Source organism: Deinococcus sp. HSC-46F16, assembly GCF_024171495.1.
Taxonomy (GTDB): Bacteria; Deinococcota; Deinococci; order Deinococcales; family Deinococcaceae; genus Deinococcus.
Genome location: NZ_JALJZW010000003.1, coordinates 208,015 through 234,512, shown reverse-complemented (window position 1 = coordinate 234,512; position 26,498 = coordinate 208,015). Strand labels below are relative to the sequence as shown.

General features: G+C 72.0%; 25 protein-coding genes. 13 read left to right on the top strand and 12 right to left on the bottom strand.

Annotation, left to right across the window (positions count from 1 at the left end; all coding sequences use genetic code 11):
• Nucleotides 1-27: 27 nt before the first annotated feature.
• The 3 genes from L1280_RS08620 to L1280_RS08610 all read right to left on the bottom strand — a co-directional run bounded on the left by L1280_RS08620 (nt 28) and on the right by L1280_RS08610 (nt 3,143).
• Entirely contained in the window at nt 28-279 is a 252-nt protein-coding gene (locus L1280_RS08620; protein WP_253581701.1) for a hypothetical protein, read from the bottom strand.
• A 1-nt stretch (nt 280) separates the two neighbouring features.
• Nucleotides 281-1,126: a phytanoyl-CoA dioxygenase family protein gene (locus tag L1280_RS08615; protein ID WP_253581700.1), complete on the bottom strand. Its 846-nt coding sequence runs from the start codon at nt 1,124-1,126 to the stop codon at nt 281-283.
• A gap of 97 nt (nt 1,127-1,223) precedes the next feature.
• Nucleotides 1,224-3,143 carry a glycoside hydrolase family 2 protein gene (locus L1280_RS08610; protein ID WP_253581699.1) on the bottom strand — a complete coding sequence of 640 codons (1,920 nt, stop codon included), beginning with the start codon at nt 3,141-3,143 and terminating at the stop codon, nt 1,224-1,226.
• 404 nt (nt 3,144-3,547) lie between these two features.
• Between L1280_RS08610 and ilvB the strand changes: the two genes are divergently transcribed.
• The 4 genes from ilvB (at nt 3,548) to L1280_RS08590 (ending at nt 8,838) form a co-directional block, all read left to right on the top strand.
• The gene (gene ilvB / locus L1280_RS08605) at nt 3,548-5,227 is read left to right on the top strand and encodes a biosynthetic-type acetolactate synthase large subunit (protein ID WP_253581698.1); all 1,680 of its coding nucleotides are present in this window, start codon (nt 3,548-3,550) and stop codon (nt 5,225-5,227) included.
• On the top strand, nt 5,224-5,844 hold the full coding sequence (gene ilvN / locus L1280_RS08600; RefSeq protein WP_253581696.1) for an acetolactate synthase small subunit: 621 nt from the start codon (nt 5,224-5,226) through the stop codon (nt 5,842-5,844). The genes ilvB and ilvN overlap by 4 nt, the downstream gene beginning before the upstream one ends.
• Before the next feature lie 11 nt (nt 5,845-5,855).
• Nucleotides 5,856-6,866: a ketol-acid reductoisomerase gene (gene ilvC / locus L1280_RS08595; RefSeq protein ID WP_253581694.1), complete on the top strand. Its 1,011-nt coding sequence runs from the start codon at nt 5,856-5,858 to the stop codon at nt 6,864-6,866.
• A 424-nt stretch (nt 6,867-7,290) separates the two neighbouring features.
• The gene (locus L1280_RS08590; protein WP_253581692.1) at nt 7,291-8,838 is read left to right on the top strand and encodes a 2-isopropylmalate synthase; all 1,548 of its coding nucleotides are present in this window, start codon (nt 7,291-7,293) and stop codon (nt 8,836-8,838) included.
• Nucleotides 8,839-9,043: 205 nt separating this feature from the next.
• Here L1280_RS08590 and L1280_RS08585 read toward each other — a convergent pair whose 3' ends face one another.
• The 3 genes from L1280_RS08585 to L1280_RS08575 form a co-directional block, all read right to left on the bottom strand.
• Nucleotides 9,044-9,181, bottom strand: coding sequence for a hypothetical protein (locus L1280_RS08585; protein WP_253581691.1), 138 nt, complete (start codon nt 9,179-9,181; stop codon nt 9,044-9,046).
• 666 nt (nt 9,182-9,847) lie between these two features.
• Nucleotides 9,848-11,062: a sugar MFS transporter gene (locus tag L1280_RS08580; protein ID WP_253581690.1), complete on the bottom strand. Its 1,215-nt coding sequence runs from the start codon at nt 11,060-11,062 to the stop codon at nt 9,848-9,850.
• Nucleotides 11,063-11,153: 91 nt separating this feature from the next.
• Complete coding sequence (locus L1280_RS08575) at nt 11,154-11,573, bottom strand: hypothetical protein (RefSeq protein ID WP_253581688.1); 420 nt, start codon at nt 11,571-11,573, stop codon at nt 11,154-11,156.
• 27 nt (nt 11,574-11,600) lie between these two features.
• Between L1280_RS08575 and sufU the strand changes: the two genes are divergently transcribed.
• The 4 genes from sufU to L1280_RS08555 all read left to right on the top strand — a co-directional run bounded on the left by sufU (nt 11,601) and on the right by L1280_RS08555 (nt 15,866).
• Complete coding sequence (sufU, locus tag L1280_RS08570; protein WP_253581687.1) at nt 11,601-12,035, top strand: Fe-S cluster assembly sulfur transfer protein SufU; 435 nt, start codon at nt 11,601-11,603, stop codon at nt 12,033-12,035.
• 523 nt (nt 12,036-12,558) lie between these two features.
• Nucleotides 12,559-13,695 (top strand): META domain-containing protein, encoded by a 1,137-nt coding sequence (locus L1280_RS08565; protein WP_253581686.1) that lies wholly within the window; start codon nt 12,559-12,561, stop codon nt 13,693-13,695.
• Nucleotides 13,696-14,054: 359 nt separating this feature from the next.
• Nucleotides 14,055-14,660, top strand: a complete 606-nt coding sequence (locus L1280_RS08560) for an FmdE family protein (protein WP_253581684.1) — start codon at nt 14,055-14,057, stop codon at nt 14,658-14,660.
• 90 nt (nt 14,661-14,750) lie between these two features.
• Nucleotides 14,751-15,866, top strand: coding sequence for a glycosyltransferase family 2 protein (locus L1280_RS08555; protein WP_253581683.1), 1,116 nt, complete (start codon nt 14,751-14,753; stop codon nt 15,864-15,866).
• 50 nt (nt 15,867-15,916) lie between these two features.
• On the opposite strand, the gene L1280_RS08550 is transcribed toward L1280_RS08555, so the two are convergent.
• Genes L1280_RS08550 through L1280_RS08540 form a run of 3 tightly spaced genes read right to left on the bottom strand, consistent with a single transcriptional unit; the run spans nt 15,917 to nt 18,356 of the window.
• A complete protein-coding gene (locus tag L1280_RS08550) occupies nt 15,917-16,510 on the bottom strand; it encodes a class I SAM-dependent methyltransferase (protein ID WP_253581682.1) in 594 nt (197 codons plus the stop codon).
• Nucleotides 16,507-17,220, bottom strand: coding sequence for a PIG-L family deacetylase (locus tag L1280_RS08545; RefSeq protein WP_253581681.1), 714 nt, complete (start codon nt 17,218-17,220; stop codon nt 16,507-16,509). Before L1280_RS08545 ends, L1280_RS08550 begins: the two co-directional genes overlap by 4 nt.
• Nucleotides 17,217-18,356, bottom strand: coding sequence for an acyl-CoA dehydrogenase family protein (locus L1280_RS08540; protein WP_253581680.1), 1,140 nt, complete (start codon nt 18,354-18,356; stop codon nt 17,217-17,219). The genes L1280_RS08545 and L1280_RS08540 overlap by 4 nt, the downstream gene beginning before the upstream one ends.
• Nucleotides 18,357-18,502: 146 nt before the next feature.
• Between L1280_RS08540 and L1280_RS08535 the strand changes: the two genes are divergently transcribed.
• Nucleotides 18,503-18,685: a hypothetical protein gene (locus L1280_RS08535; RefSeq protein WP_253581679.1), complete on the top strand. Its 183-nt coding sequence runs from the start codon at nt 18,503-18,505 to the stop codon at nt 18,683-18,685.
• A gap of 23 nt (nt 18,686-18,708) precedes the next feature.
• Here L1280_RS08535 and L1280_RS08530 read toward each other — a convergent pair whose 3' ends face one another.
• Complete coding sequence (locus tag L1280_RS08530) at nt 18,709-19,071, bottom strand: hypothetical protein (protein ID WP_253581677.1); 363 nt, start codon at nt 19,069-19,071, stop codon at nt 18,709-18,711.
• Nucleotides 19,072-19,273: 202 nt separating this feature from the next.
• Between L1280_RS08530 and L1280_RS08525 the strand changes: the two genes are divergently transcribed.
• The 3 genes from L1280_RS08525 (at nt 19,274) to L1280_RS08515 (ending at nt 20,946) form a co-directional block, all read left to right on the top strand.
• Nucleotides 19,274-19,612 carry a cupin domain-containing protein gene (locus tag L1280_RS08525; protein ID WP_253581676.1) on the top strand — a complete coding sequence of 113 codons (339 nt, stop codon included), beginning with the start codon at nt 19,274-19,276 and terminating at the stop codon, nt 19,610-19,612.
• A gap of 46 nt (nt 19,613-19,658) precedes the next feature.
• The gene (gene ilvC, locus L1280_RS08520; RefSeq protein ID WP_253581675.1) at nt 19,659-20,669 is read left to right on the top strand and encodes a ketol-acid reductoisomerase; all 1,011 of its coding nucleotides are present in this window, start codon (nt 19,659-19,661) and stop codon (nt 20,667-20,669) included.
• An 88-nt stretch (nt 20,670-20,757) separates the two neighbouring features.
• On the top strand, nt 20,758-20,946 hold the full coding sequence (locus tag L1280_RS08515; protein WP_253581674.1) for a hypothetical protein: 189 nt from the start codon (nt 20,758-20,760) through the stop codon (nt 20,944-20,946).
• A 184-nt stretch (nt 20,947-21,130) separates the two neighbouring features.
• Here L1280_RS08515 and L1280_RS08510 read toward each other — a convergent pair whose 3' ends face one another.
• Nucleotides 21,131-22,315, bottom strand: a complete 1,185-nt coding sequence (locus tag L1280_RS08510; protein ID WP_253581673.1) for a hypothetical protein — start codon at nt 22,313-22,315, stop codon at nt 21,131-21,133.
• Between the two features lie 107 nt (nt 22,316-22,422).
• Nucleotides 22,423-24,951, bottom strand: coding sequence for an excinuclease ABC subunit UvrA (locus tag L1280_RS08505; protein WP_253581672.1), 2,529 nt, complete (start codon nt 24,949-24,951; stop codon nt 22,423-22,425).
• 198 nt (nt 24,952-25,149) lie between these two features.
• Between L1280_RS08505 and L1280_RS08500 the strand changes: the two genes are divergently transcribed.
• A complete protein-coding gene (locus L1280_RS08500; RefSeq protein ID WP_253581671.1) occupies nt 25,150-26,370 on the top strand; it encodes an MFS transporter in 1,221 nt (406 codons plus the stop codon).
• Nucleotides 26,371-26,498 lie beyond the last annotated feature (128 nt).

Genomic DNA, 26,498 nt, shown 5'->3' with positions numbered 1-26,498 from the left:
GCTCAGACGGGTGGGGGCAGGTCCGCCTCAGCCCCGCCCCAGCAGCCTCAGCCGGAACTCGGGAGGCTCGCCGCCCAGCCTCCCGGTCACGCTGACCCGGAAGCGGGCGCCGTCGTGCATCTCCAGCACCCACTCGTCACCCTCGCCCGGCTTCTGGTGCCCCGGCGGCAGGTCCAGCGCCACCCGCATCAGGCCCCGCCCGCCCTCCAGCGCCGCGATCCGTCCGTGAATCACCGCGCCCCCGAAATGGGCCACCACGCGGCCAAACTCTCTCGTCACGTCAGGCGTCGCCCATCATCAGGCCCTCGATGGTGTGGCCCTGCACGATGGGTTCAAGGCTCTCCACCACCCGGCAGATCAGGTGGTCCCGGACCTCCTGCGGCAGCCGTTCGTAGTACCCGCGCGTGAATTGCAGGTCGTGGAACTCGTCGTGCCCGGCACCCGGCGCGTCCACGCCGAGGACCAGCACCGGGCGGGGCTTGTCGCTGGTGTTGGCGGTGCCGCGGTGAATCGTGAGCGCACTTCTCGCCGAGATGTCCCCCATCCGGGGCAGCTTGCGCTGGGCCAGGGCCTGATACCTCGGAAAGAACGAGACCGGCGGGAACATGCCGTGGTCGTACTCGCTGGGGTCGTCCCACTGAGTGCCGGGCGCGATCTCGAAGGGCCCCATGTCCTCCTCCACGTCCACGGTGGTGAGGTTGAAGGCCAGCGAGTTGAGGCGGCGGTCCACGAGCGTCTCGGGTCCGGCCCGGAAGTCGCGGTGCCAGGGCTGATCCTTCGCGCCGGGGTTGGGCACGTCGAAGCCGATCTCGACGATCTGGTAGTTCGGCCCCAGCACGCTCTCACACACGGTGCGGACCCAGGGGTGGGTTACCAGGTCCAGAAAGCCGCTGATGTCCTCGGGGTGAATCTCGACGTAGTGGCGGTTGGTGCCGCGCCCGACGGCGCCGCCGGGCCGGGCGAGGGCCTCGCGGTAGAGGACCGGCAGTTCTTCCCCGAGCCGGGCGACCCACTCGCGGGAAAAAGCGCCCTTCAGGCCGATGATGCCGTCGCCGTACAGCCCGGCCATGATGGCGGGCACGTCGTAGGGGGTCACGGTAGGCCGGGGTTCAGGGGTCGTGGTCATGGTCTCTCCTCCCGGGGGAATGCTGACGGGCTGACAAAGGGGTGGGGTCATGGTGCGCCTTCCGGGCGGGCGGCGGGTGAGCGCCCACCCTGGGGGCTCACTCCTCGTCGGTGGCTTCCGTCCCGGACGCCCCGCGCATCTGCTCCAGGCGGCGTTCGTCGGCCAGGGCATGGATTTCCTGAAGCACGTCGTGCTGCACGGCGCGGGACACGCGGGTGGTGATCGCCCGCACCCGCTCCGGGTCGAGCTTGGGCGTGCGGTCCTCGCGCAGCAGGCCGTTCGTCTCCTGCTCGGTGTCGGTGAGCTGGGTGTAGCAAAACCCCGCGATCACAGGACTATCGAGCACGGCCGTGAGCAGTTCCTCGTAGCGCGAGAGCAGCGCGTCCGTGTCGGGCAGGGTGCCGTAGCCCCACCAGCGCTCGGCGTCGCCCGGCGCGTGGCTGAGGCCGCCGAACTCGGTCAGCATCACGGGCTCGCCCTGGCGGTGGTGCCCGGCGAGGTAGAAGTTGCGCCGGGCAGGCTGCACCGCCTTCAGGGTGTGCTCCAGCGCCCCCTCGGAGCCGTAGCGCTCGCGCAGGGTCGCGCCGTCGAGTGCGTAGTCGTGGACTCCCAGGATGTCGCCCTCCACGATCTCCCAGCCGTCGTTGCCGATCACCGGGCGGGTCGGGTCCAGCGACCGCGTCAGGTGGTACAGGCCGCGCACAAAGGCCCGCTGCGCCGGGTCCCCCTCCAGGTTGGGCACGCCCCAGCTCTCGTTGACCGGCACCCAGGTCACCACGCAGGGATGGTTGTGGTCGCGCTCCAGCACGTCCAGCCACTCGCGCGTCAGGCGGCGCTGCGCTTCCGGCGTAAAGACGTAGGCGTTCGCCATCTCGCCCCACACCAGCAGGCCGAGTTTGTCGCACCAGTACAGGAAGCGCGGGTCTTCCACCTTCTGGTGGATGCGGATGCCGTTGAAGCCCAGCTCCTTGACAAGTTCGACCTCGCGCCGCAGGGCCTCTGCCGAGGGCGCGGCGAGGTGCGACTCGGGCCAGTAGTTCTGCGCCAGCACCATCCGCAGGTAGTAGGGCGAGCCGTTGAGCTGGAATCGCCCGTCGCGCACCCCGGCGCTGCGCAGCCCCACGTAGCTGCCGACCTCGTCCACCACGTTGTCGTCGTCGAGCAGGGTGATGCGGGCGTCAATCAGGTTGGGCCGCCGGGGGGACCACAGCAGCTCTTTGCGCCTGGCCTGAACGCGCTGCGCCCCCAGGTTGATCTCGCGCCCGACCTCCTGGCCGTCCAGGGCGTAGGTGTCGTCGGCCAGCCGCTCGCCGCGCAGGCTCAGGCGCACCCGCACCCGCAGGGCCTGCCGGGGCCGCTCGTTCAGGCGGACGTGCAGGCCCAGCCGCCCGCGCTCCACGTCGGGCGTCCAGCGCAGCCCCGAGACGAAGGTGCGCGGCACGACCTCCAGCCACACCGGTTGCCAGATGCCGGTCGTGCGGTGGTACCAGATCGCGTGCGGTCCCGGTTCCCAGTCCTGCTTGCCGCGCGGCTGCGCGAGGTCATGGGGATCGTCCTCGGCGCGGACCACGACGGTCTGCGTGTCCCCCGGCTCCAGCGTGGGCGTGATCTCGGCGGTAAAGGGCGTGTGGCCGCCCTCGTGCTCGGCCACCAGGCGCCCGTTCACCCACACCTGCGCCCGGTAGTCCACTGCCCCGAAATGCAGCAGCACGCGGCCCGCGCGGTCTTCCGGGGCCACCCGCACCTCGCGCGAGTACCACACGACCGGGTGGTAGCCCGTCGCCCGCAGCCCGCTGGCCCGGCTCTCGGGCGGAAACGGCACCACGATCTGCTCCCCGAACGCCGCCGCTGCTGCGCCCCCCTCGAACCAGCGTTCCTCCAAGCCCCGGTTCTCGTCGTCGTGGGCAAAGCGCCACGGGCCTCCCAGGTCCTCCCAGCGCCCGCGCGTGAGCTGGGGCCGGGGGTGGAGGGCCGTGGCGGTGGGGGCAGCCTGCCTGCGGGGGAAAGGGTCGTTCATGCACTCTCCTGGGGGGACCGGGGGGCGGCAGGCCGGTGGCGGACCAGAGGGATGGGGCTCAGTGTGGGGCCTGCGGGGCGGCGCGTTCAAGCGGGGGGAAGGTGGAGTCCCGGAGGCCCACTCCCCCCATTCGTCTAGGTCGCCGCCCCGCCCGGCCCCCGCCCACGCCGTACGGTGCTGCTATGCCGCCGCGCACCACGCTCGCGCTTCTTCTTGGCCCCGGGGTTTCTGGAGGCTGAGCGCCCGCGCGTTGCTCCCGTAAACCCCGCCCCCAACCAGAGGGCGGGATTTCTCGTTTTCAGCGCACAACAGGTCACAGGAGGTCAAGAGATGAGCATTCGTCCCCAGCCCCACCCGCAGCCCCGGACCCACTCTGCCCGGAACCACTGTGCGCGGAGCCTGCCATGACCCCTCCCAACGGCGCCCAGGCCCTCTGGCACACACTCGCCGCGCACGGCGTCGGGACCGTCTTCGGCTATCCCGGCGGCGCGATCATGCCGGTGTACGACGCGCTGACCCTCTTTCCGGACATCCGCCACATTCTCGCGCGGCATGAGCAGGGCGCGATCCACGCGGCCGAAGGCTGGGCCAAGGCGACCGGCGACCTTGGCGTGTGCCTGGCGACCAGCGGGCCGGGCGCCACCAACCTGGTCACCGGCCTGGCCGACGCGATGATGGACTCGGTGCCGCTGCTGGCGATCACCGGCAACGTGGCCCGGCACCTGATGGGCACCGACGCCTTTCAGGAGGCCGACATCACCGGAATCACCCTCCCCATTACCAAGCACAACTACGTGGTGCAGGAGGCGGACGACCTGCCGCGCGTCGTGGCCGAGGCCATCCGCATCGCCCGCTCGGGGCGTCCCGGCCCGGTGCTGGTGGACATTCCCAAGGACGTGCAGCTCGCGGCCTTCTCGGGCGAGGTCCACGGCCCACAGGCCTCGCCCGAGGCCCCGGCTCCAGACCCGGGGGCGTTGGAAGCTGCCGCCGCACTGCTGCGGGGCGCGCGCAAGCCCGTCCTGATGGTCGGCGGAGGCGCTCAGGGAGCTGCCGCCGAGGTCACCGCCTTCGCACGGGCGTGGCGCCTCCCGACCATCACCACCCTGATGGGTCTGGGGGCCTTCCCCGCCTCCGATCCCCTCTGGCTGGGGATGCCGGGGATGCACGGCTCGGTCGCCGCCAACCGCGCGATCTCCGAAGCCGACGTGCTGGTCGGCATCGGCCTGCGCTTCGACGACCGGGTGACGGGGCGGGTCAAGGACTTCGCCCCTCAGGCCAGCATCATCCACATCGACCTCGACGCCGCCGAGATCAGCAAGATCGTGCGGGCGCACGTGCCGGTGCGTGCCGACGCTGCCCAGGCGGCCCGGCGGCTCACCGAGCAGGCCGAGCCCCTGAGTCACCCCGACTGGACCGCCGCGCTGGCCGAGTGGCGCACGCGCGGCGAGCACCCCAGCCACTGGGGCGCGGCGCAGGCGGTGCGGCAGGTCGTCTCGCGCCTGAAACCGGACGACCTCCTCAGCACCGACGTGGGCCAGCACCAGATGCTCGCCGCGCAGCTCGCCCGCTTCGAAAAGCCCCGGCGCTGGCTGACCTCGGGTGGGCTGGGCACGATGGGCTTCGGCTTCCCGGCGGCCATCGGTGCGGCGCTGGCCGAACCCGGCGTGACCAGCATGGTGATCGCCGGGGACGGCGGCTTTCAGATGACCGCCCAGGAACTCGCCACCCTGACCAAGTACGGCATCCGCAACGTCAAGATCTGCGTCGTGAACAACTCCTACCTGGGGATGGTCCGCCAGTGGCAGGAACTCTTCCACGAGCGCCGCTACTCGGAGGTCTACCTGGGCGATTCCAACCCCGACTTCCTGAAGCTGGCCGACGCCTATGGGATTTCCGGCTGGCGGGCCGACAACCCGGCCGACCTGGAAAGTGCCATCGACGCCTGGCTCGCGCACGACGGCAGCGCCCTGCTGGAGGTCGTGGTGCCGAACGAGCACGGCGTCTTCCCGATGGTGCCCGCCGGAGCGGCGCTGAGCGAGATGATCGAGACCGAACCCGTGCCCGTTCCGGGAGGCCCCGCATGACCGCCGATCACCTGGTCAGTGCCCTGGTGCGTGACGAGCCGCGCGTGCTGACCCGCATCACGTCCCTCTTCGGTCGCCGCGCCTACAACATCCGCAGCCTGTCGGTGGGGAGCACCGAGCAGCCGGGAGTCAGCCGTATGACCTTCGTCGTGACCGGCGACCGCGCCATCGTCGAGCAGGCGATGAAACAGCTCGGAAAGCTGCATGACGTGCTGCACGTCGTCGATCACAGCCTGGAGAAGTTCGTGGACCGCGAACTCGTCCTCGTGAAAGTCGCCATCACCCCCGAAAGCCGCGTCGAGGTGCGCCAGATCGCCGAGGACTTCCGCGCCCGCATCGTGGACGTGGGCCGCCGCGCCCTGACCTTCGAGGTGACGGGCGACGAGGGCAAGGTCACCGCCTTCATCGAGCAGATGCGGCCCTTCGGCATTCTGGAGACCATGCGGACCGGGCGGGTGGCCCTCACGCGAGGGTCCAACGCCGACATTCCGGGGCACGTCTACCACGGCGGCGAGAGCCGGGCGCTCACCCCCGCGCTGGCGGAGGAGTCGGGCTCGCCTGGTCCCTTGTCCCCGGCCTCCTCTAGTCCGCCATCCAACCCCGCTCACACTGTGTAGGAGAATCCCTCATGGCAGCGACCCTGTACTACGACCGCGACGTGGACCTCTCGCCCATTGAGGAGAAGTTGATCGCGATCATCGGCTACGGCTCGCAGGCCCATGCCCACGCCCAGAACCTGCGCGACAGCGGCCTCAACGTGGTCGTCGGCCTGCGTGAGGGGTCCGCCAGCCGCGCCAAGGCCGAGCAGGCGGGCCTGCGCGTGACCACCGTCGAGGACGCCACCCGCGAGGCCGATGTGATCATGCTGCTGATTCCCGACGAGGCGCAGCCGGGGGTGTACGAGCAGAGCATCGCCCCCCACCTCACGCCGGGCAAGGCGCTCGCCTTCGGCCACGGGTTCAACGTCCATTTCGGGCGCATCACGCCGCCCACGGGCGTGGACGTGTTTCTGGTTGCCCCCAAGGGACCGGGGCACATGCTGCGGCGCATCTATGCCGACGGCGGCGGCATGCCCGGCATCTTCGCGGTCGCGCAGGACGCCTCGGGCGGCGCCCGTGCTCTGGCCCTGGCCTACGCTCGCGGCATCGGCTGCACCCGCGCGGGCGTGCTCGAAACCACCTTCAAGGAGGAAACGGAAACCGACCTCTTCGGGGAGCAGTCGGTCTTGTGCGGCGGCGTGACCCACTTGATCCAGGCGGGCTTCGAGACGCTGGTGGAGGCCGGATACCAGCCCGAAATCGCCTATTTCGAAACGCTGCACGAGGTCAAGCTGATCGTGGACCTGATCTACGAAAAGGGCTTCGAGGGGATGCGCCACTCCATCTCCAACACCGCCGAGTTCGGCGACTACGTGACCGGGCCGCGCATCATCACCGACGAGACGAAGGCGACGATGAAGGACGTGCTGGGCGACATCCAGTCCGGCAAGTTTGCCCAGAGCTTCATTCAGGACGCCGAGAGCGGTTTCCCGTACATGAATGAACAGCGCGGGAAGATGCGCGGCCACCTGCTGGAGACGGTGGGCAAGGACCTGCGGGACAAGATGCCCTTTATCGAGAAGAAGGAACTGGAGGTCTAGGTCCCTCCCTTCCAGGCCGCCCTCCCGGTGGATGGGCGGCCCTTGTCAGGCCACACTGTCCCATTCACGTTCGCGGAGCGCTCGCCCGCGCCTGTTCTGGAAAAACTCCGTCCAGAACGTCCGTTTTGCTGCTCCTCCACCCGCGTCCGAGGAGGAGGTCCGGCGGCACCACCGGCTGGAGGCGCAGGCCGGGCCGGAACGCTCCGCGAGCTGACCTCCACTGACCCGCCGCGTGACCCCGTGCAGACAACTGGTCCTCCGTTGGCGGCCCGGCCTGTACAGTGACCTATGCCCATGTTCAGCGGCCTGCTTCTTCTTCGCGTTCCTCCGGTGGAGTGAGCGGCGAAAGGCAGTGCCCGCCCGGCCCCCGGAGGAAAGCCTCTCCGGGGGCTCTTCTTTTGTCCCTCGCGCTTCAGGAGACCCCATGACCCAGCAGCCCCAGCCCGACCGCATCCGCATCTTCGACACGACCCTGCGCGACGGCGAGCAGTCGCCCGGCGTGGCCTTGAACCACGGCCAGAAGCTGGAGATCGCCCACCAGCTCGCCCGGCTGGGCGTGGACGTGATCGAGGCGGGGTTTCCCATCGCCAGCCCCGGCGACCTTGAGGGCGTGTCGCGCATCGCCCGCGAGGTGCGCGGGCCGGTGATCGCCGGGCTGGCCCGCGCGGGCCGCGCCGACATCGAGGCGGCGGCGAGGGCGGTCGAGGCCGCCGACAGGCCCCGCATCCACACCTTCATCGCCACCAGCCCCATTCACATGGCCCGCAAGCTGAACCTGGAGCCGGACGCGGTGGTCGAGCGGGCGGTGGAGGCGGTGCGGCTGGCCCGGTCCTTCGTGGACGACGTGGAATTCAGCGCCGAGGACGCCACCCGCTCGGAGCGCGACTTTCTGGTCCGCATCTTCCGCGCGGTGGTGGAGGCCGGGGCGAGCACCATCAACGTGCCCGACACGGTGGGCTACACGACGCCCGCCGAGATGCGCGAACTGTTCGCCTTTCTGAAGGCCGAATTGCCGGGGCACGTCATCCTCTCCGCCCACTGCCACGACGACCTGGGAATGGCGGTCGCCAACTCCATCGCCGCCGCCGAGGGGGGGGCGCGGCAGATCGAATGCACGGTGAACGGCATCGGCGAGCGGGCCGGAAACGCCAGCCTGGAGGAGATCGTGATGGCGTTTCACACCCGTGGGGACGTGTACGGCTTCCAGACCGGCATCCGCACCCGCGAACTGTACCGCGCCTCGCGGCTGGTGAGCCGCCTGAGCGGGATGCCGGTGCAGCCCAACAAGGCCATCGTGGGCGACAACGCCTTCGCCCACGAGTCGGGTATCCACCAGGACGGGGTCCTCAAGGCCCGTGAGACCTACGAGATCATGCAGGCCGAGCAGGTGGGCCGCGAGGCCGCCGTACTGGTGATGGGCAAGCATTCGGGCCGCGCCGCTTTCCGCAAGGCGCTGGCCGACCTGGGCTACGCGCTGGAAGAAGACCGGGTGGGGCCGCTGTTCGCCCGCTTCAAGGACCTCGCCGACCGCAAGGGGCAGGTCTCCGCCGACGACCTGCGGGCGCTGGTGGACAGCCGCAGCGACGTGCCGCAGACCTTCGCACTGGAGGGCTTCCAGATCACCTCCGGCATGAACATGACCCCGGTGGCCTTTGTACGCCTGAAGACCCCGGACGGCTCCGCCGAGGCCACCGCGCACGGCGACGGCCCGGTCGAGGCGGCGTTTCAGGCCATCGGGCGCCTCACCGGCATCAGCCCGGTGCTGGAGAGCTACCGCATCCAGGCCGTGACCGGCGGCGGCGACGCGGTGGGCGAGGTCAGCATCGGCGCCCGCTACGGCGAGATCAGCCTGCACGGCACCGGCGTCGCCACCGACGTGGTCGAGGCCAGCGCCCGCGCCTGGCTGCGGATCGTGAATCAGGTCGTCGCCGGAATGGGCAAGAGCCGCCAGGTGACGCAGGCGTCGGTGTAGCGGCTGTGGCCTCCGCCCCACTGGGCCGGGTGAGGCCTAGGCCCAGCCGCTTGGAGGTGCGGCGGGGCGGAGCCCTGCATCGGGAGAAGAGTGGAGACGCGGTGAGATCACCTGTCGCCGCCTGCTGGACGGAAACCGTTGCGTTCCTGCTCACTCTGCTTCGCAGCTTCGCCCGGCCGCTCGGGTTGAAGAGTTCCCAAACCGCTCAACCGGAATCCATAGCAGAAGATGCTGGTGGATCGCTTCTGAGCGCGACCGGCAGGCGCCAACTGCGCCGGATCGCCAGCATCCGCAGGACGAGGCAGATCAGGCCGCCTCCCACGGCGGTGACGATGATCGGCATATCGAGCAGACGGCCGCCCACCACGACCGCCGCGCCAGGCCCCGTGGTTGCGGGAGAACAGGGCCGTCGCTCAGCTCAGCCAGGCCACGTGCAGGTCATGGCCGCAGGCATGGGAGACCGGCACGACCGGCACCGTGTTCCCTGCCGCGTCTGTGGCCGTCGCCGTTGCGCAGCAGGCCGACGACGCCCGTCTTTCCGACGCCGGTCGTCACCTCGTAGCCGTGGTCCGCCAGATGCCTCGCGGCCATCTCGGCGGTGCGGTGTTCCTGCATCGACAGTTGGGACGGCTGTGAATGTCCTTGTAGGTCGCCTCCAGTGTGGGCAGCAGATCGGAGAGACCCGAGAGAAGCTGCGTCAGGGCATCCGGTTGCGCGTCAGTCATGAAGGGTCCTCCCACAGGTCAGGCGCCGTTCGGCAGCGCCGACCGCAGCCAGTCCGCGGTGCTCACGGCCTCGGTCGTGGCCTCGTCGGAACCGTACGTGTAAACCCGATCCCTCGCCAGCACAACCGCGCGGGCGATCCCTTCACCGATGCCTGATCCGGTGGCCGTCCCATCCGTTCCCGGCCACCGTTGTGGTCCTGCTCGCGTCGCTCGGGTGGACCAGGTTTTGTCACTGCTGGGCCGGAATCCGTATGATGCGCCGCCCCCTTCTTCTCGCCGTTCTCTCACCCCCCCACCCTCTCCGGCGCCGTCTCCCCGCCGCCTACCCGCATGAACACCTCGTACAGCGCCAGCAGCAGCGCGGCGAGCACGGTGACCGACGCCCCGATCAGCTCCAGCCCGCCCCAGCGCGAGAGCACGCCCACCAGCGCCGTGAGGGCGGCCCCGCCCAGCCCGGCGGCGGCGACCTGAAAACCGATGGCGCTGTCGGCGTGCGCCTGCCCGACGCGCCCCGGCGTCAGGCTGATCAGCGAGGCGAAGATGGGCGCGAGGAAAAAGCCGATCATCATCAGTCCGGCGACCGAGAGGGCGCGGGTCGGCTCCAGCCAGAACAGCAGCGCCCCGGCGACGCTGGCGATCAGGCACAGCCGCAGCGTGCCCACCAGCGGCACCCGGTTGGCGACCGCCCCGAAGAGAATCCGTCCCACCATCAGGCTGCCCCAGTACAGGCTGACGAACAGCCCCGCCGCCGTCTCCGGCACCCCACGGCCCAGGGTCAGCAGCGAGTAGCTCCACTGGGCAGTGACGGCCTCGACCCCGGTGTACAGGAAAAAGGTCAGCATGCCCAGCCACACGACGGGGCGGCGCAGGGTCTCGCGCGTGCGGGCCGCCGGGACGGGCGCGGCGCTCTCGCCATCCGGTGCCGTTGCCGTCACCCAGCGCCGCCGGGTCAGGAAAAAGGTCAGCGCCAGGGCGAGCTGGGCGCCTCCCACGATCACGTAGCTCCAGCGCCAGACATTCCCCGACCCCAGCACCGCGGTCACGATCAGCGGCCCCAGGGTGGTCCCCAACCCGAAAAAGGCGTGCAGCCAGTTGAGCGTGCGGGCGCTGAAGTGTCTCGCCCCGTAGGCATTCAGCCCGGCGTCCACCGCCCCCCCGCCCAGCCCCGCCAGGAAGCCGAACGCCAGCAGCAGCGGCCACGCGGGCGTCAGGGCAAAGCCCAGCAGGGCCACGGCGGCGGCCAGAGTGGAGAGCGCGAGCACCGTTCCGATGGGCTGCACCCGCAGCACCCGCCCGCTCAAGAAGCTGGAGGTGAGGTACCCCGCCGTCTGCACCGCCGCGAGCAGCCCCAGCGCGTCGAGCGGCACGCCGAGGTCCCCCCGCATGGAGGGCCACGACACCCCCAGCAATCCGTCCGGAAGGCCCAGGCTGACAAAGGCGAGAAAGGCGAGCGAGGCGAGCAGCGGGCGCCGGGAGGCGGCGGGAGAGGGGGGGGTCATCGGCCCGCATTACAGCAGAGGCCGGGTGCAGGCCCCTCCAATGCCATCGGGACCGGTCCGGCTTCCGTTCGGTCCGTTCTCCCCGTAGCCGTCAGGTCCCTTTCCGCTCTCCTGCGAGCTGTGCCGGTCTGGCCGGGTGGAACCGGCCCGGCAAGTTCCAGAGCGAGGCGCGGGGGGCAGCGTACAAGGCGCCCTGCGCGGGGTCGCGCTTGCCGGTCATGCGCCGCAACAACAGCGGCCGCAGGAAGATGACGCCCGTCCGGGCGGCGAGTTCCAGCAGCACGCTGGAGTCCGCCCCGAACAGCAGCCGGGGCCAGTCGAAGGCGGAAAAGCCCGGATCGCCGGGGCACTCATGCGGGGCGCCGTTCGGGCGGGCAGGGAAGAGGAGCCTGGGTCGTCCCCGCAGGAGAGCGAACTGTTGCGGTCGGCCCGCCTGTGTTCCGGGAGCTTCATGGGGGCGCTTCCCTCCCTCCCAGGCGCCGACCGGGCGCGGCGCGGTAGCCTGGGGCACCGACACCGGGGAAGCACGGGAGGCGACATGACCAAGGCCGACGAACTGTACCGGACGCTGATTCTCGACCATTCGCGCCGCCCACGGCACCACGGCACGCTGGCGGCCCCGACCGTCACCCGGCAGGGCCTGAACCCCTCGTGCGGGGACCGCGTGTGCCTGCACCTGGGTGTGGAGGGCGGCGTCATCACGGGCGTCGCCTTTACCGGCTCGGGCTGCGCGGTGTCGCAGGGCACTGCCTCGCTGATGGCGGTGGCCCTGAGGGGGCGCTCGGTGGAAGGGGGCCTCGCCCTGGCCGGGGCCTTTGAGCGGATGCTGCGCGGCGAGGCGCCCGACCCGGCCCTGGGGGACCTCGTGGCCCTGCGGGGCGTGGCGCGGCTGCACGCGCGGACCCGGTGTGCCCTGCTGCCCTGGGAGACCTTCCGGGCGGCGGTGGGGGAACTCGGGGACGGCCACCGGTAGAGCGGAGCGCCCCCGCACACCCGCGAAAGGGGCGACCGTGCCGTGGCCGCCCCGCCCCGTGCGGGCAGCGGGAATCGAACCCGCCGGGGGACCGGCCTCCGGCCCGCTCGCACGTCCGTTGTTGAGAAGGTGGACGCCTCCCTTCGCCCTGCCCCCGGAAGATGCCCCAGCGGGCCAGGCAGGCGCGTTTGGCCGGGGCCAAGGCGCCTTGACCGGAAGCGGTGCCCGTGATGAGAGCGCGGCCAAGCGCTCCCACACGCGGCTCATGCGGTTCGTGTCCAAGCCGTCGCCCCGTCTGGGGCTTGGCTGAGAGCGGTTGAAAAGTGTCTGGGAGCGGGTGATGCCTCCTGGCCGTGACCGAATCGGTGCCCTCCTGGCAACCGTCACGTTCCTGCTCGCTCTGCCCCGCAGCTTTGCAGGTCCGCCCGGATTGAACAGTCTTGGTTCCTGCTGGGCCGGACTCCGTCTCACCCCGCCGCAGGTTCCTCAGGCCCCTGTCAGCTTCGTGGCTTACAACAGGAGCATGCGCAGCCTCACTGCCTTGATTTCCCTCACGGCCCTCGCCCTCGCGGGGGCGGTCGGTGCCCAGTCGGTTCCGTCTCCGGTGCCGACGGGCGTCACGTGGATATTGGCGTCGCTTCAGGAAGGCGGGCGGACCTTCACGCCCACGGGACCGGAGCGGCCCACCCTGCGGCTCGACGGCCGCACGGCCTCCGGCTCCACCGGCTGCAACACCTACCGGGGGGGGTACGCGAGCCGCGCCGACGTGCTGCGCTTCGGCCCGCTGGCGACGACCCGCCGGGCCTGTCCGGGGGCGGTGGGGGAGGGCGAGACCCGTTTCCTGAACCTGCTGCGGCAGGTGACGGGCTATGAGCTCAGCGGCCAGACCCTGACCCTCTTCGCGGGAGCCCGCGACCGCCTGCTGTTCCGGGCGGGAACACCGGCCCCGGCCGCAGGAGGCAGCGTGACCGAACACCGCCTGACCCTGGACGGAACGTGGCAGCTCGCGGGCGGCACGGCCCTGCGGCCGCTGGCCGGGAACGCGCCCAGCCTGACCTTTGCGGGGACCCGCGTGACGGGCTCGGGCGGGTGCAACCGCCTGACCGGAAGCGTGCAGGCGGGGGCGGGCCGGGTGACCTTCGGCCCCCTGGCGACCACCCGGATGGCGTGCGCCCCCGCCGTGAATGCCCAGGAGGCGGTCTTCCTGCGCTTCCTGACCGGGCCGTCCCTGCGGGCCAGCGTGGACGGCCAGACCCTCACCCTGACGGCGGCGAATGGCCGCACGCTGGTCTTCCGCCGCGTGGGCACCGCCCAGGAGAGTGGCCAGCCGACGTCCGCCGCCTTGCGCGGCCAGACCTACACCCTCACGGCCGTGGGAGGCCGGGCGGTGGCTCCGGCCGTCCCGCCCGTCACGCTGACCTTCGAGGCCACGCGCCTGAGCGGCAGCGACGGCTGCAACGGGTACGCCGCTCCCTACCGCCTCGACGCCGCCACCCTGGTCCTGACGGGAGAGCCGATCCGCACCCTGCGGGCCTGCTCCGAGCCGCCCGCACCCGTGGACCTGCCTGCCCTGCTGGCCGCGCGGCCCACCCTGACCGTCACGGCGGCGGGCCTGACCCTGCGGGCACAGGGCGTCACCCTCACCTTCACGCGCAACTAAAGGGGCCTCCTCTCCTGGCCGCGTCCCCCCGGCGCCTCCGAAAAGTTCATCCGCACCCACGTCACGGCTGTCCTCCAGGCGCCCCCTGTGGGACGGAGGGGGCAGCCGCGGCGATCTGCACGCCGCCGCCCCCGGTAGGCGCGTAGGTCTCACGGAACGTTTTGTGGCCTATGGGCTCCTCCTGTTGGGGAGCCGAGGTCTGCCCCTGCCGGATCGCCTCCCGGCCCCGGGGCCTGGGCCTCCGGCCGCCCGTGTCGTGGCGGGCGGGGGTGAGCAGGATTGCCGTCCACGGGGCGGCCCCGGGGTATCGTCCGGGGCGGCGCCTCGCCGCGCCCCCGACGTCCCCAGAAGGAGCCCCCATGACCCCCCCTGACCCCCTCCCCGCCCGGTTGGAACGGTTGCCCGCGCTGCTGGCACAGAGCGCCGCCCTGCACCGGCACCTCTGCCCCCGGCAGGTGCTGGGCGCCCGTGCGGGGCTGCTGGCCGGGGCGTGGCTGGAGCTGGAGTTTCCGCGCACCGACAAGCGGGTGCTGGTGTTCGTGGAGACGGACGGCTGCTTCGCGGACGGCGTGTCGGTGGCGAGCGGCTGCTGGTTGGGGCGCCGCACGATGCGGCTCGTCGACCACGGCAAGGTCGCGGCGACGTTCGTGGACACGCGGACGGGCCGCGCCGTGAGGATCGCACCCCGCCCCGACCTGCGTGCCCGGGTGCGGGAGGGCCGCCCGGAGGGGCAAAAGCGCTGGGACGCCTATATGGCCGCCTACCGGACCTGGCCCGACGAGGAGGTGTTCACCGTGCAGCCTGTGCGGCTGACCCTCGACCTCGCGGCGCTGGTCAGCGTGCCGGGCGTGCGGGCCGTCTGCGGCGCCTGCGGCGAGGAGATCATCAACGGGCGCGAGGTGACCGGACCCGGCGGGCCGCTGTGCCGGGACTGCGCGGGCGAGCGGTACTGGGAAGCGGGCTGAGCCCCGCCGGGTGGGGTCCGGCACGCGGGGCAGATTCGGTGAATTCTTGCCGTCCGGTCGAGTCCGCTTGGGCTAGCCTGCACCCCAGTCATGCCGGTGCCCCTTTCCCACACCGCCCTGCCTCACACCGTCGTCGCCGTCCCGGCCCGCAACGAGGCCGGGCGAATCGGCGGCGCGGTCCGTGCCCTCGCCGCGCAGGTGGGGGCAGGCGGAGCGCCGCTGGAGGGGTACGAGGTCTGGATCCTGGTGAACAACTCCACCGACGACACGGCCCGGCGGGCGGTGCAGGCTCTTCCCGCGGGTCGCCCGGTGCGGGTGCTGAGCTGCACCCTGCCTCCCGGCCGCGCCAACGTGGTGGGCGCCCGGCGGGCCGCGCTGGAGCTGGCCGCCGCCCGGCTGGGGGATGACCCGCAGGGCCTGATCGTGACCACCGACGCCGACAGCGTGCCCGCGCCGGACTGGCTGTGGCAGTTGCGCCGGGCCGCGGAGTCGGGGGCCGACGCGGTGTGCGGGCGCATCCTGCTGCGGCCCGAGGAACGGGCGCGGCTGCCCGGCCCGGTGCGGCGGGTGTACCTGCAAGACGCGGCCTACCGGCTGGCCGCCGAGCGCCTCACCGCGCAGCTCAACCCTGACCCCTTCGACCCCTGGCCCCGGCACCACCAGCACTTTGGGGCGAATCTGGCCCTGACCCTGCGGGCGTACCGCGAGGTGGGCGGCGTGCCCGACGTGCCGCATCTGGAGGACGTGGCCCTGATTCAGGGCCTGCGCCGCCACGACCTGCGGGTGCGGCGTACCCCGCACGCCCGCGTGCACACCAGCGCCCGCCTGGGTGGCCGCGTGCCGGTGGGCCTGAGCACCCAGCTGGCCGAGTGGCACGCGGCCCCGGCAGCGTGGCGGGTGCCCGGAGCCGCCGAGGTGGCGGCACTCGCCCAGGCCGAAGCGGCGCTCAAAGAAGCCCGGCGGCGGGGCTGGCACGCCGGGTTGCCGGGGCGCTGGCTGGCGCCGGCCGCCCAGCTCCGGGAAGCGCTGCGGGCACCCACCCTCGGCCTGGGGCTGGAAGCCGCCCACGCCGCCCGCCTCGGGGCCGGGCTGTGGCAGGAGCGCTACGCCCCGGTCCCCGTCGCGCGGGCGCTGGCCGAGGTGCGCGGGCAGCTTCAGGCATTCGCCCCCGGGCGGGTGCCCGCCGCCCATCCCCATTCCGGTTAAGCGGTGGGGCCACCGCTGAGGCTCCGGGGCGGGTGGGCGGCGGGCTCTGTTCAGGTTCCGGGCTTGCTCAGCACGTCCAGCCGGTAGTGCTCGTGGCGCTCGCCGCAGCGGTGGGTCAGGGAAGCGGGCGTGCGGCGCAGGGCGGCCCCGTGCACCGCGTCGCCCGTCTGCGGGTAGTCGGGCACGAAGGGCGTCCAGTGGACCAGGATCAGGTCGCCGCCGGGAGCGAGGCGCCCCGTCAGCACGTCCAGCACCTCTTCCAGGTCCCGCGTGCTGAAGTAGTACCCCACCTCGGAGAGCACGATCAGGTCAAAGGGGCCGGGAGGCGCCTCGGCGGGGAGGCGGCGGCGCTCGAAGGTCACGTTCCGGCGGTCCCGGTTGCGCTCGCGGGCGCGGGCGAGGGCCTGCTCATTCACGTCCACGCTCAGCAAAGTGTCTGCCCGCTCCGCCAGCAGGCCCGTCAGGACCCCGATGGAGCAGCCCACCTCCAGGGCGCGGGCGTAGCGTTCGCGCGGCAGGGCGGCCAGGGTGCGGGCGTACTTGGCGTGCTCGTACGCGCTGGTCTCGAAGTTCCAGGGGTCGGCGCTCGCGCGGTACACGTCCTCGAAGTAGGCGTCGGGCAGGGTCTCGTCGGGGGGTGTCATGCGGGGACCTCCTGGGGAGCGACCTCATGGTAGGTCTCGGTGCCGTTCAGCGCCCGCCCCACCAGGCTCGTGGGCAGGGAGAAGCCGCGCGGGTCGTCGGCGATCAGGCCGAGTTGGGTCCGGTGCGCCCGGATCGCCCGCCGCTTGGGGGCCAGCCAGGGGCGCACGTCCAGCGTGAGGGGCCGGGTCTCGCCGGGGCGGGGATGGTCGGCGGGGTCGCCGCGTTCCTCCAGCCAGACCGTATAGGCCAGCAGCCGGACACCGGGAAAGGCGCGGGCCGCCCGCAGCAGCGGTGCCCAGGCCGCCCGGTGGTCCGGGTGGGGGTCGCGTGCCCAGGGGAGGAGCAGCGTGCCCGGCGGGGCCTCGCGAAAAGCGGCCAGGGCGCCCCGGGTGATCGCCTCAGCGCAGGCGTGCAGCTCCCCGTCCGGCAGCCCCAGCGTCCGGGTCCGTGCGGCGGGCACGCCCAGCTCGGCCAGCCCCGCTTGCCACTCCGCGAGCCGCGCCCCGGCCAGCCGCTCGCGGGGATGGCTCGGGGAACTGGGGTGCGAGAGGCCCCCGTCGCTGAGCAGCAAGGCCCGGACCTCCCGCCCGGCGGCGCCCAGCGCGGCGATCAACCCGCCGCAGCCCAGCGCCTCGTCGTCCGGGTGCGGGGCGACGACCCAGACCGGAGCGGGGAGGCTGGCTGGGGTCAGCGTCTGGGCGCCCCTCACGCCTCCTCCCAGGGGTCCACGGTGCCCTCGGGGGCATCCAGCAGCCAGGCACCTGCCGCCAGCCGCGCCGCGTCGGGGGCGGGCTGGCGCAGGTACATCCGCAGGTCGCGCAGCAGCCGCTCGGTGGGCCAGGGCGCGAGCAGGCCCCGGGCACCGACCGCCCGCTCGGCGGCCTCACACGCGAGCAGGCAGGCGTCCTCGGCCGCGGTGCGGGCCAGGGCCACGTAGGCCAGCAGGGGTGCGGGGTCGCGGTCTTCCGGCCACGCCGCCAGCCGCCGCCCAGCCTCGCGGGTGAGGTGCCAGGCCGCCTCCAGCCGCACCGCCACCTCCGCGAAGCGCAGCCGCTGCACGTCGTCGCCCGCGCGGCCCAGCCGCCGCAGCACGGTCCGCGCCGAGGCGACCACGGCGTCGGCTCCGCCGAGTTGCACGGCCAGGAAGCGCACGGCGCCCCCACCGAACTCGGGCTGGCGGTAGTAGTCGCCGGGCTGCCCGATCAGGTCTTCTTCCCGCACCCGCGCCCCGGTGTACTCCACCCGGCCCGAGACGGTTGCCCGCATACCCAGCGGGTGCCAGAAGCGGAGGTCCGGCACCCCCGGCTCGCGCCCGGCGGGCAGCAGCACCATCACGCGGCCTTCCTCGGCCTCGGCGGGCAGCAGGGGCCGGGTGACGTGGCCCAGGCCGGAGGCGAAGGTCTTGCCGCCCGCGAGGATCAGGCCGCCCGGCCCCCGCACCAGCCGCAGCCCCGGCCCGTCCTCGGTGTTCCACACGCCGAACAGTTCCCCGGCGTGGGCGTCCCGCGCGGCGCGGGCGAGCTGAGCGGGCGTTCCGTATCGCCGGATCAGCTCCAGCGCGTTGACGTGGCCCTCGTACACCCGGCCCACCGGCAGGCCCGCGCGGCCGATCTCGCGCAGCAGCGGCAGCAGGGCCGCCCCCTCCACCCCCTGTCCCCCCAGCGGGGTGGGCAGGGTGGCCGTCAGCAGCCCCGCCTCCCGCAGGGCCTGAAAGGAGGCGGCGGGAAAGGCCCCGTCGGCGTCCCGCGCCGCCGCCTCCTGCGCGATGACGGCGGCCACCGGGGCAGGCAGGCTGGGGGGGGCAGAGGCTGACGGGCGCGGCGGCCCCGAAATCCGGTCACTCACCGGGGCACGATATGCCGGAGGAGGCCCCGGCGACGGTAGGGAATGCGCCAGCGCCGGGGACGGGGGAAGGCGCCCCTCCGCTCCCCGCCCCCGGCTTTCAGCCTGTGCCCTGGAGGACTGAAAGCCGGGCCGCGCATGATGGCGGCATGCCCCTCCAGGTGCCCGAGCTGGTGCTCACCGATCCCGAAGCCGCCAACGCCCTGGGCCAGACGGCCTTTCTGGGGCACTTCCGGGACCCCGCTTCCCCCAGCGAGGTCGCCCGCCTGCTGGGCATGCCCGCCAACCTCGCCCATCACCATGTCCAGAAGCAGGCTGCGGACCAGGGGTGAGGGGTGAGCCGGGAACGCGCGGTCTAGAAGGGGGGCAGCCCCGCCGCCGCTCGCTGCGGAGCCAGGATCAGGACCGCCAGCAGGGCGGCCACGGGCAGGCCCAGCAGCGGCCACCCCCGCGCCCAGCGGCCGCGCAGGAGCAGCACGAGGCCCGCGACGAGGCAGACGCTCAGGGCGGCGGGCCACAGCACGAGGCTGACCGGAAGGGTGAGCTGCGCGGCGACGGGCGCTTCGCGGAGGGTGAAGAGGGTCAGCAGGGCGGCCAGCACGAGCGTTCCCGCCGCGGCCCGCCCCAACGCGGGGCGTTCGGCCGACGTCATCCACCGCGAGCCCAGCGCCAGCCAGCCCAGGTAGACGAGCAGGCCCACTGCGAGGTAGGCGGTCACGCTGCTGCCGTGGGGTTGCCCCCGAGTGCGCCGAGCGGGAGGACGCCTGGGCCTGGAAAAACCGTCATGGTCTGGCCGCGAGACTACCGCACGCCTGCCCCCCGCCGCGGCGGGGTCGAGTCGGGCTCCCGTCTTGGGTGGACCTTCATGACCTTTTCCTGTTTTTCGGCGCTGGCGCGGGGCCGGAATACTGGAAGGCACCATGAGTGACACCACTGCCCAGAAGGTCGATTCCCGCCACTCGCCCAAAGGTCCCGACGGTCAGAAGTACCTCGTGAGCGGCAAGTCCCTCTCCATGCGGCTGTGGGAAGACCAGCAGCCCGGCGGGGGCGACGAGTTTCACACCCGGCCCTACGAGACGGTGGGCTTCGTGATCTCGGGCCGCGCCGAGCTGCACCTGGAGGGCTCCATGCTGCTGCTCGAGCCCGGCAACTCCTGGGTGGTGCCCGAGGGAGCGCGGCACCGCTACCAGATTCTCGAAGCCTTCACGGCGGTGGAGGCCACCCATCCCCCCGCCCAGGTCCACGGGCGCGACGGGTAGCGCGGGCGGAGGTGCCCCCCGGTTCCGGTTGTAGGACAATCCCCCTGTGACCGCGACCCTGTACACCGACCGCAGCGTGGACCTCTCGCCCATCGAGGAGAAGCTGGTGGCCGTTATCGGCTACGGCAACCAGGCGCACGCCCACGCCCAGAACCTGCGCGACAGCGGGCTGAACGTGGTCGTGGGCTTGCGTGAGGGGTCCGCCAGCCGCGCCAAGGCCGAACAGGCAGGCTTGCGCGTGCTGAGCGTCGAGGACGCCACCCGCGAGGCCGACGTGATCATGCTGCTGATTCCTGACGAGGCGCAGCCGGGGGTCTACGAGCAGAGCATCGCCCCCCATCTGGCACCCGGCAAGGCGCTCGCGTTTGGGCACGGCTTCAACATTCACTTCGGGCGCATCACGACACCGGAGGACGTGGACGTGTTTCTGGTCGCGCCCAAGGGGCCGGGACGGATGCTGCGGCGCCTATACGTGGACGGGAGCGGTCTGGCAGGGCTCTTCGCGGTGGCCCAGGACGCGACCGGGAACGCCAGGGCTCTGGCCCTCGCCTACGCCCGCGGGGTGGGCTGCACGCGGGTGGGCGTGCTGGAAACCACTTTCAAGGAGGAGACGGAGACCGACCTCTTCGGCGAGCAGGCCGTGCTGTGCGGTGGTGTGCCTAGCCTGATTCAGGCGGGCTTCGAGACGCTGGTGGAGGCCGGATACCAGCCCGAGGTCGCCTATTTCGAGACGGTGCACGAGGTCAAGCTGATCGTGGACCTGATCTACGAAAAGGGCCTGGCGGGGATGCGCCACTCCATCTCCAACACCGCCGAGTTCGGCGGCTACGTGACGGGAGCGCGGGTGGTGACCCCGGAAACCAAGGCCACCATGCGGGACGTGCTGGCCGACATCCAGGGGGGCCGCTTCGCCGAGCAGTTTGTCGCAGACGCGGACGCGGGCTTTCCCTCCATGGAGGAGCGGCGCCACGAGCTGCGCGAGCACCCCGTGGAGGGGGTGGGCGCCGACCTGCGAACGAAGCTGCCGCTCCTCCAGACCAGGGAGACCGAGGTCTGAGCCAGAGGTCGGCCGCCCGTCCTGGCCGGTGGGACAGCCTGGCCGACGGGGGTGGCGGGTCCTTTGGTGTCCGGCGCACACTCCGGGCATGAAGACGCCTATCCTCCCCGAAAAACTTCGTCTCCAGCGCCTTCTGTCCAGCCTGACCGCCCGTCCGCTGGTGTGGCAGCGGGGCGGTGAGGAGATCACGAGCCGCGCCCTCGTCGTGACCGAAGAGGAGGTCCGGCTGCACCACCGCCTTGAGGCGCAGAGCCGCGCCGAGCGCTACGCGAACTGACGCGGATCCCGGTTGAACAGTCTGTGTACCTGTTTACCCCGAGCGGACTGGCAAAGCGGCGAAGCAGAGAGAGTGGGAACACAACGGTGGCCGGGACCCGATTGGACGGAAACCGTATGACACGTGGAGCGGCGGCCCCCTGCCCCAGTCCGGCAGCGGCCGCCGCTTCATGTGTCCGGAGGGCCTAGTACCGGGCGAGTCCGGCCAGCCCGCCGTATTCCCTCACCAGCTTCTCGGCGTGGTCGCCGTGCACGCGCCGCACCTCCAGCCCGTAGAGTTCCTGCAACTGCGGCAGCACCTCCTCCAGCGTCACCCGCGTCATCAGGGCACCGTCGAGGGGGCTCTCCTGCACGTCCTTACGGGCGGTGAAGTACGGCACTTCCGGGTTGTGGCTGCGGTAAATGTGCAGGTGCGAGCCGTCCTCCGGGATGACGAGCTGGTACACGCGGCCCTGCTGCACCATCTCCAGCACGCGCTCCATTTCCATGACGCCCTGTTCCTGAAGCTGCTCCATCAACCGGGCCTCGTCCTGCCGGGCGAAGTCCTCCAGCAGGGGAAGCAGGCGCTCGGTAATTGTTTGTTCGGGGGCGCTGCCGGTGCCGACCTCCACGTTCGTCTCGCCGATCACCTCGAAGGGGGCGGTGGCGGGAATCTCGGCGCGGAACTCGGCGAGGCGGGCCACCGGCCCGACGAGGACCAGATGCTTCAGGCCACGGGCCTTCAGCTCCCCGGACAGGTTCCCCGCCGTCTCGTTGTAGAAGCGCTGCTGCAGGGCGTCGACGTGCCGCTGGTACAGCTCGGCGCCGCTGTCGCTGCGCGGCCCGCTGCCCTGGGCGCTGAAGCCGCTGCCGTCCTGAGCGCGGGCGGCGCCCGGAGCGCCGGGCACGGCAGTGGTCGACTCGGTGTAGTTGTCGCGCTCAAGGTCTTCGAGTTCGGTGTTGCGCCCCCGGCGCACCTCGCTCAGCTCGCCCTGGTCGAACACGAAGAGCCGCGCCCAGTCGCGGTCGACCGCCAGGACCCCGACGCGGGGCAGGGCGTGGGCCGCGTTCTCGACCAACGTCGGCAGGGGCCGCCCGAAATGAAAGCGCTCGGGCAAGTCGACCTGCACGTCGAAGCGTTCGTCCACCCCCTCGCCCAGCACATACACGGCGCTCTTGCCACGGGCCTCGCGGGCGCGGGCCACGTCGTCGAGCAGGCGCCCGGCGAGGGTGGGCGGCACCCCGAGGTCGCTGAGGGCGCTCTTGACGCGGGTGGAGAGGGCGTCGCCGTGGTTGTCCTGATCGGCGGGGTTGACGTGGACCACCGCCATCAGGACCGAGCCGTTCTCGGGCAGGCTGCGGATACGCTTGAGGTCGTCGGGCGTGATCATGGGGCCTCCTTGTCCGGTGAGGCGGGGTCGGGAAGAGGGAGTCACTGGAAATCCGCCCCGTCTGCTCCGACCCTAACGCGGCCCCCGGCCAGGAACCTGAGTCCCGCCTAAAGGGGCGTCGGCGGGGCCAGCCCCAGCGCCCGCGCCAGGTAGGGGGCGGTCCGGCTGCCGGGCGCCCGCGCCACCTCCCCCGGCGGACCCTCGGCCACGACCCGCCCCCCCGCCTCGCCCGCGCCGGGGCCGATGTCGATCACCCAGTCGCTGACCGTGACTACACCCAGGTCGTGCTCGACGGCGATCACGGTATGTCCCGCGTCCACCAGCCGCCCGAGCTGCCGGGTCAGCCGCTCCACGTCGGCGGGATGCAGGCCGGTGGTGGGCTCATCGAGCACGTAGACCGCGTGTCCGCGCCCGGCCCGCTGCAACTCGGTCGCCAGCTTGATGCGCTGCGCCTCGCCCCCCGAGAGTTCGGTCGCGGGCTGCCCCAGCCGCAGGTAGCCCAGCCCCACCTCGCGCAAGGTGTCCAGCGCCCGGAAGACCGCCGCGTCGTCCCGGAAAAACGCCCAGGCCGCGTCCACCGTCATGCCCAGCACGTCCGCGATGCTTTGGCCCCGCTCCTCGACCTCCAGCGTTTCCGCGTTGTACCGCGTGCCGTGGCACACCGGGCAGGGCGCGTACACGCTGGGCAGGAACAGCAGCTCGACCATCACCCAGCCCTCGCCCTGGCAGTGCTCGCAGCGCCCGCCCTTCACGTTGAAGGAAAAGCGGCCCGCGCTGTAGCCGCGTTCGCGGGCGAGTGGGGTCGCGGCGAACAGCTTCCGGACCTGATCGAACAGCCCGGTGTACGTCGCCAGGTTGCTGCGCGGCGTGCGGCCGATGGGCTTCTGGTCCACCCGGACGAGGCGCGTGAGGGCGTCCATGTCGCCCCCGAGGTGCGCGGTGGTCGGGGCGGGGGCGTCTTCGGTGTCCTCCTCCTCGGCCCCCTCGGTCAGGGTCTGCCCCAGCCGGGCGGCCAGTGTTTCGACGAGCACCTGGCTCACCAGCGTCGACTTGCCTGACCCCGACACCCCGGTCACGCTCGTCAGCACGCCCAGCGGAAAGCGCACGGACAGGCCCCGCAGGTTGTGGCGGGTCACGCCCGTCAGCTCCAGCCAGCCCGAGGGGGAGCGCGGCTCGTGCAGCTCGGCGGCCCCCTCCCGGAAGAGGTAACGGGCGGTCTGGGACGCCTCCACCGCCCGCAGGCCCTCCGGCGGCCCGCTGTAGAGAATCTCGCCGCCCCCCTCGCCCGCGCCCGGCCCCACGTCGACCAGCCAGTCGGCCCGGCGGACTACGTCGAGGTCGTGCTCGACCACAAAGAGCGAGTTTCCAGCGGTCTTCAGCCCCGCCAGCGCCGCGAGCAGCGCCTCGGTGTCGGCGGGATGCAGCCCGGCGGACGGCTCGTCGAGGACATACACCACGCCGAAGAGGTGCGAATAGAGCTGCGTGGCGAGGCGCAGCCGCTGAAGTTCCCCCGGCGACAGGGTGGGCGTCGAGCGTTCGAGGTGCAGGTACCCCAGTCCCAGGTTCAGCAGCACCTCCAGCCGCGCGACGAGGTCCCCGGCAAGCCGCTGCCGGGCGAGGGCCTGCTCGGGGTGGGCCTCGGCGTTGCCGCCGTGGTCCTGTTTCTCCGTGGAGGGCCGCAGCAGTTCGGCCACCTGCGCCAGCGGCAGGCGCGAGAACTCGGTGATGTCAAGGCCCGCGAACTGCACCGCCAGCGCTTCCGGCCGCAGCCGCTTGCCGTGACACACCGGGCACTCGGCGGCGATCATGTACTCCTGCACCCGCCGCCGCATGGCCGCGCTCTCGGTGTGGGCGAAGGTGTGCAGGACGTGCCGCCGGGCGCTGGAAAAGGTGCCCATGTAGTCGGGGGAGCGCTTCTGCTTCACGGCCCGCCGCGTCTCCTCGGGGCTCAGACCGGGGTAGACGGGCACGACGGGCTGCTCGTCGGTGAACAGAATCCAGTCGCGCGTCTCCGGCGGCAGCTCGCGCCAGGGCACGTCCACGTCGATGCCCAGCGTGACGAGGATGTCGCGTTGGTTCTGCCCGCCCCACGCCTGCGGCCACGCGGCGACCGCCCGCTCGCGGATGGTGAGGGACGGATCGGGCACCATCGAGGCCTCGGTCACCTCGTAGACCCGCCCCAGTCCGTGGCAGTGGGGGCAGGCTCCCTCCGGCGTGTTGGGGGAAAAGCCCTCGGCGTAGACGATGCCCTGCCCCTCGGGGTACTCCCCGGCCCGCGAGTAGAGCATCCGCACCAGATTCGACAGCGTGGTCACGCTCCCCACCGAGGAGCGGGTGCTCGGCGCTCCGCGCTGCTGCTGGAGGGCGACCGCCGGGGGCAGGCCCTCGATGGCGTCCACGTCCGGAGCGCCCACCTGATGAAAGAGGCGCCGGGCATAGGGCGACACCGATTCGAGATACCGCCGCTGCGCCTCGGCATACAGCGTCCCGAAGGCCAGCGAGGATTTGCCGGAGCCGGAGACCCCGGTAAAGACCACCAGCGCGTCGCGGGGAAGCCGCACCGACACGTCCCTCAGGTTGTGTTGCCGCGCCCCACGTACCTGCACGAACCCGGAATCCTCGCGCGAGAAGGTCATCGCCCCGCAGTATGGAGAGCCCCCCGCGCGGGGTGAGAGAGTCCCAAGGTTGGCTGAATTCAGTCTCGTGCCCGCGCCTCTCTTCTCAGGAAAATCCCCAGGAGAGCCGGACCCACGTCGCCTGCCTATCCCTTCCCTCGGATGTCGTCTCCAACGTGGTGACGCAGTTCCGGCAGGACTGCCCCCTATCCTCCCCGTGTGACGCCCCTTCCCGCTTCCCTGCACCGCGTCTACAGCGCCTACCCACCGGGGTTCTGGGTGCTGTGGTTCGGCACCATTCTCAACCGGGTGGGGGAGTTCGTGGTGCCGCTGCTGGGGTTCTACCTCATGGCCCAGCAGGGGCTGCCGGTCGCGCAGGTCAGCGTGATTCTGGCGATGCTGGGCGCCGGGCGCTTTCTGGCCGAGGGCTTCAGCGGGCAGCTCAGCGACCGGCGCGGCCCGGCCTTCACGATGAAGCTGGCGCTGGGGGGCGGGGCCATCATGCTGCTCGCCCTGTCCACGGCCGACGGCTTTCCCGCGCTGGTGCTGGGGGTGCTGGGGTTCTCGCTCTTCTCGGCGATGTACAAACCGGCCTCCAGCGCGGCGGTCGCGGACCTCACGAGCGGGGCGCAGCGCACCCAGGCCTACACGCTGTTGTACTGGGCCATCAATGTGGGGGCCTCGGTCGCGCCCGTGCTGGGCGGCTGGCTGGCCGGGCGCTCGTACCGGCTGCTGTTCTACCTCGACGCCGCGACGATGGCGGCCTATGCCCTGCTGATCGCCCTGTTCTTTCCCCGGCGGCCCCGCCCGACCCCCGCACCGGGCACGCGGCGACGGCTGCTGCCGCGCGACCGGCTGCTGGGGTTCTTTTGCCTGGCGACCCTGCTCTACAGCCTGACCTACCAGAGCTACAAGGTGCTCGCGCTGGTCTTCGCGCAGCAGGGCTATGCGCCCGTGCAGTACGGTCAACTGCTGGCGGTCAACGGGGCGCTGGTGATCCTGCTGGGGCTGCCCGTCGGCGGGTGGATCTCGCGCCGCAACCATCCCCGCTGGCAGGCGGCGGGAGCGGCGCTGCTGGGGCTGGGGTTTCTGGGACACGCCTTTGCCACGGCGCTGTGGCAGCACCTGCTGGCGGTGGCCGTCTGGTCTGTCGGCGAGATCGTCGCCTACAGCATCAGCAAGACCGTGATCAGCGAGCTGGGGCGGCCGGGGGAGCGCGGCACCTATATCGGGTTGGTCGGCAGCATGAGCGGCCTCGCCACCCTGCTCGCACCCCTGCTGGGGGGCCTGCTGCTCACGCGCCTGGGTCCGCAGACCATGTGGCTGGTGATCGCGGGGCTGGCCTTTGCCGGGGCCGCCCTGTACCTGTGGCTGGAAAGCGCGGTGCAGGAGCGCCGGGCCGAGACGGCGGCCCTGGAGCAGGCCCCTCTGGGCGGGTGACGGGACGGGACCTCTGCGGGGGCGCAGGGGAAAGCGGCTCCGCCGGAGGTGACCTGCACACCACCTCGACCTGAGCCCTCCAGCGCCTTGTGCCCTCAGGGTCCGCCCGTCACCGTGGGGACACCAAC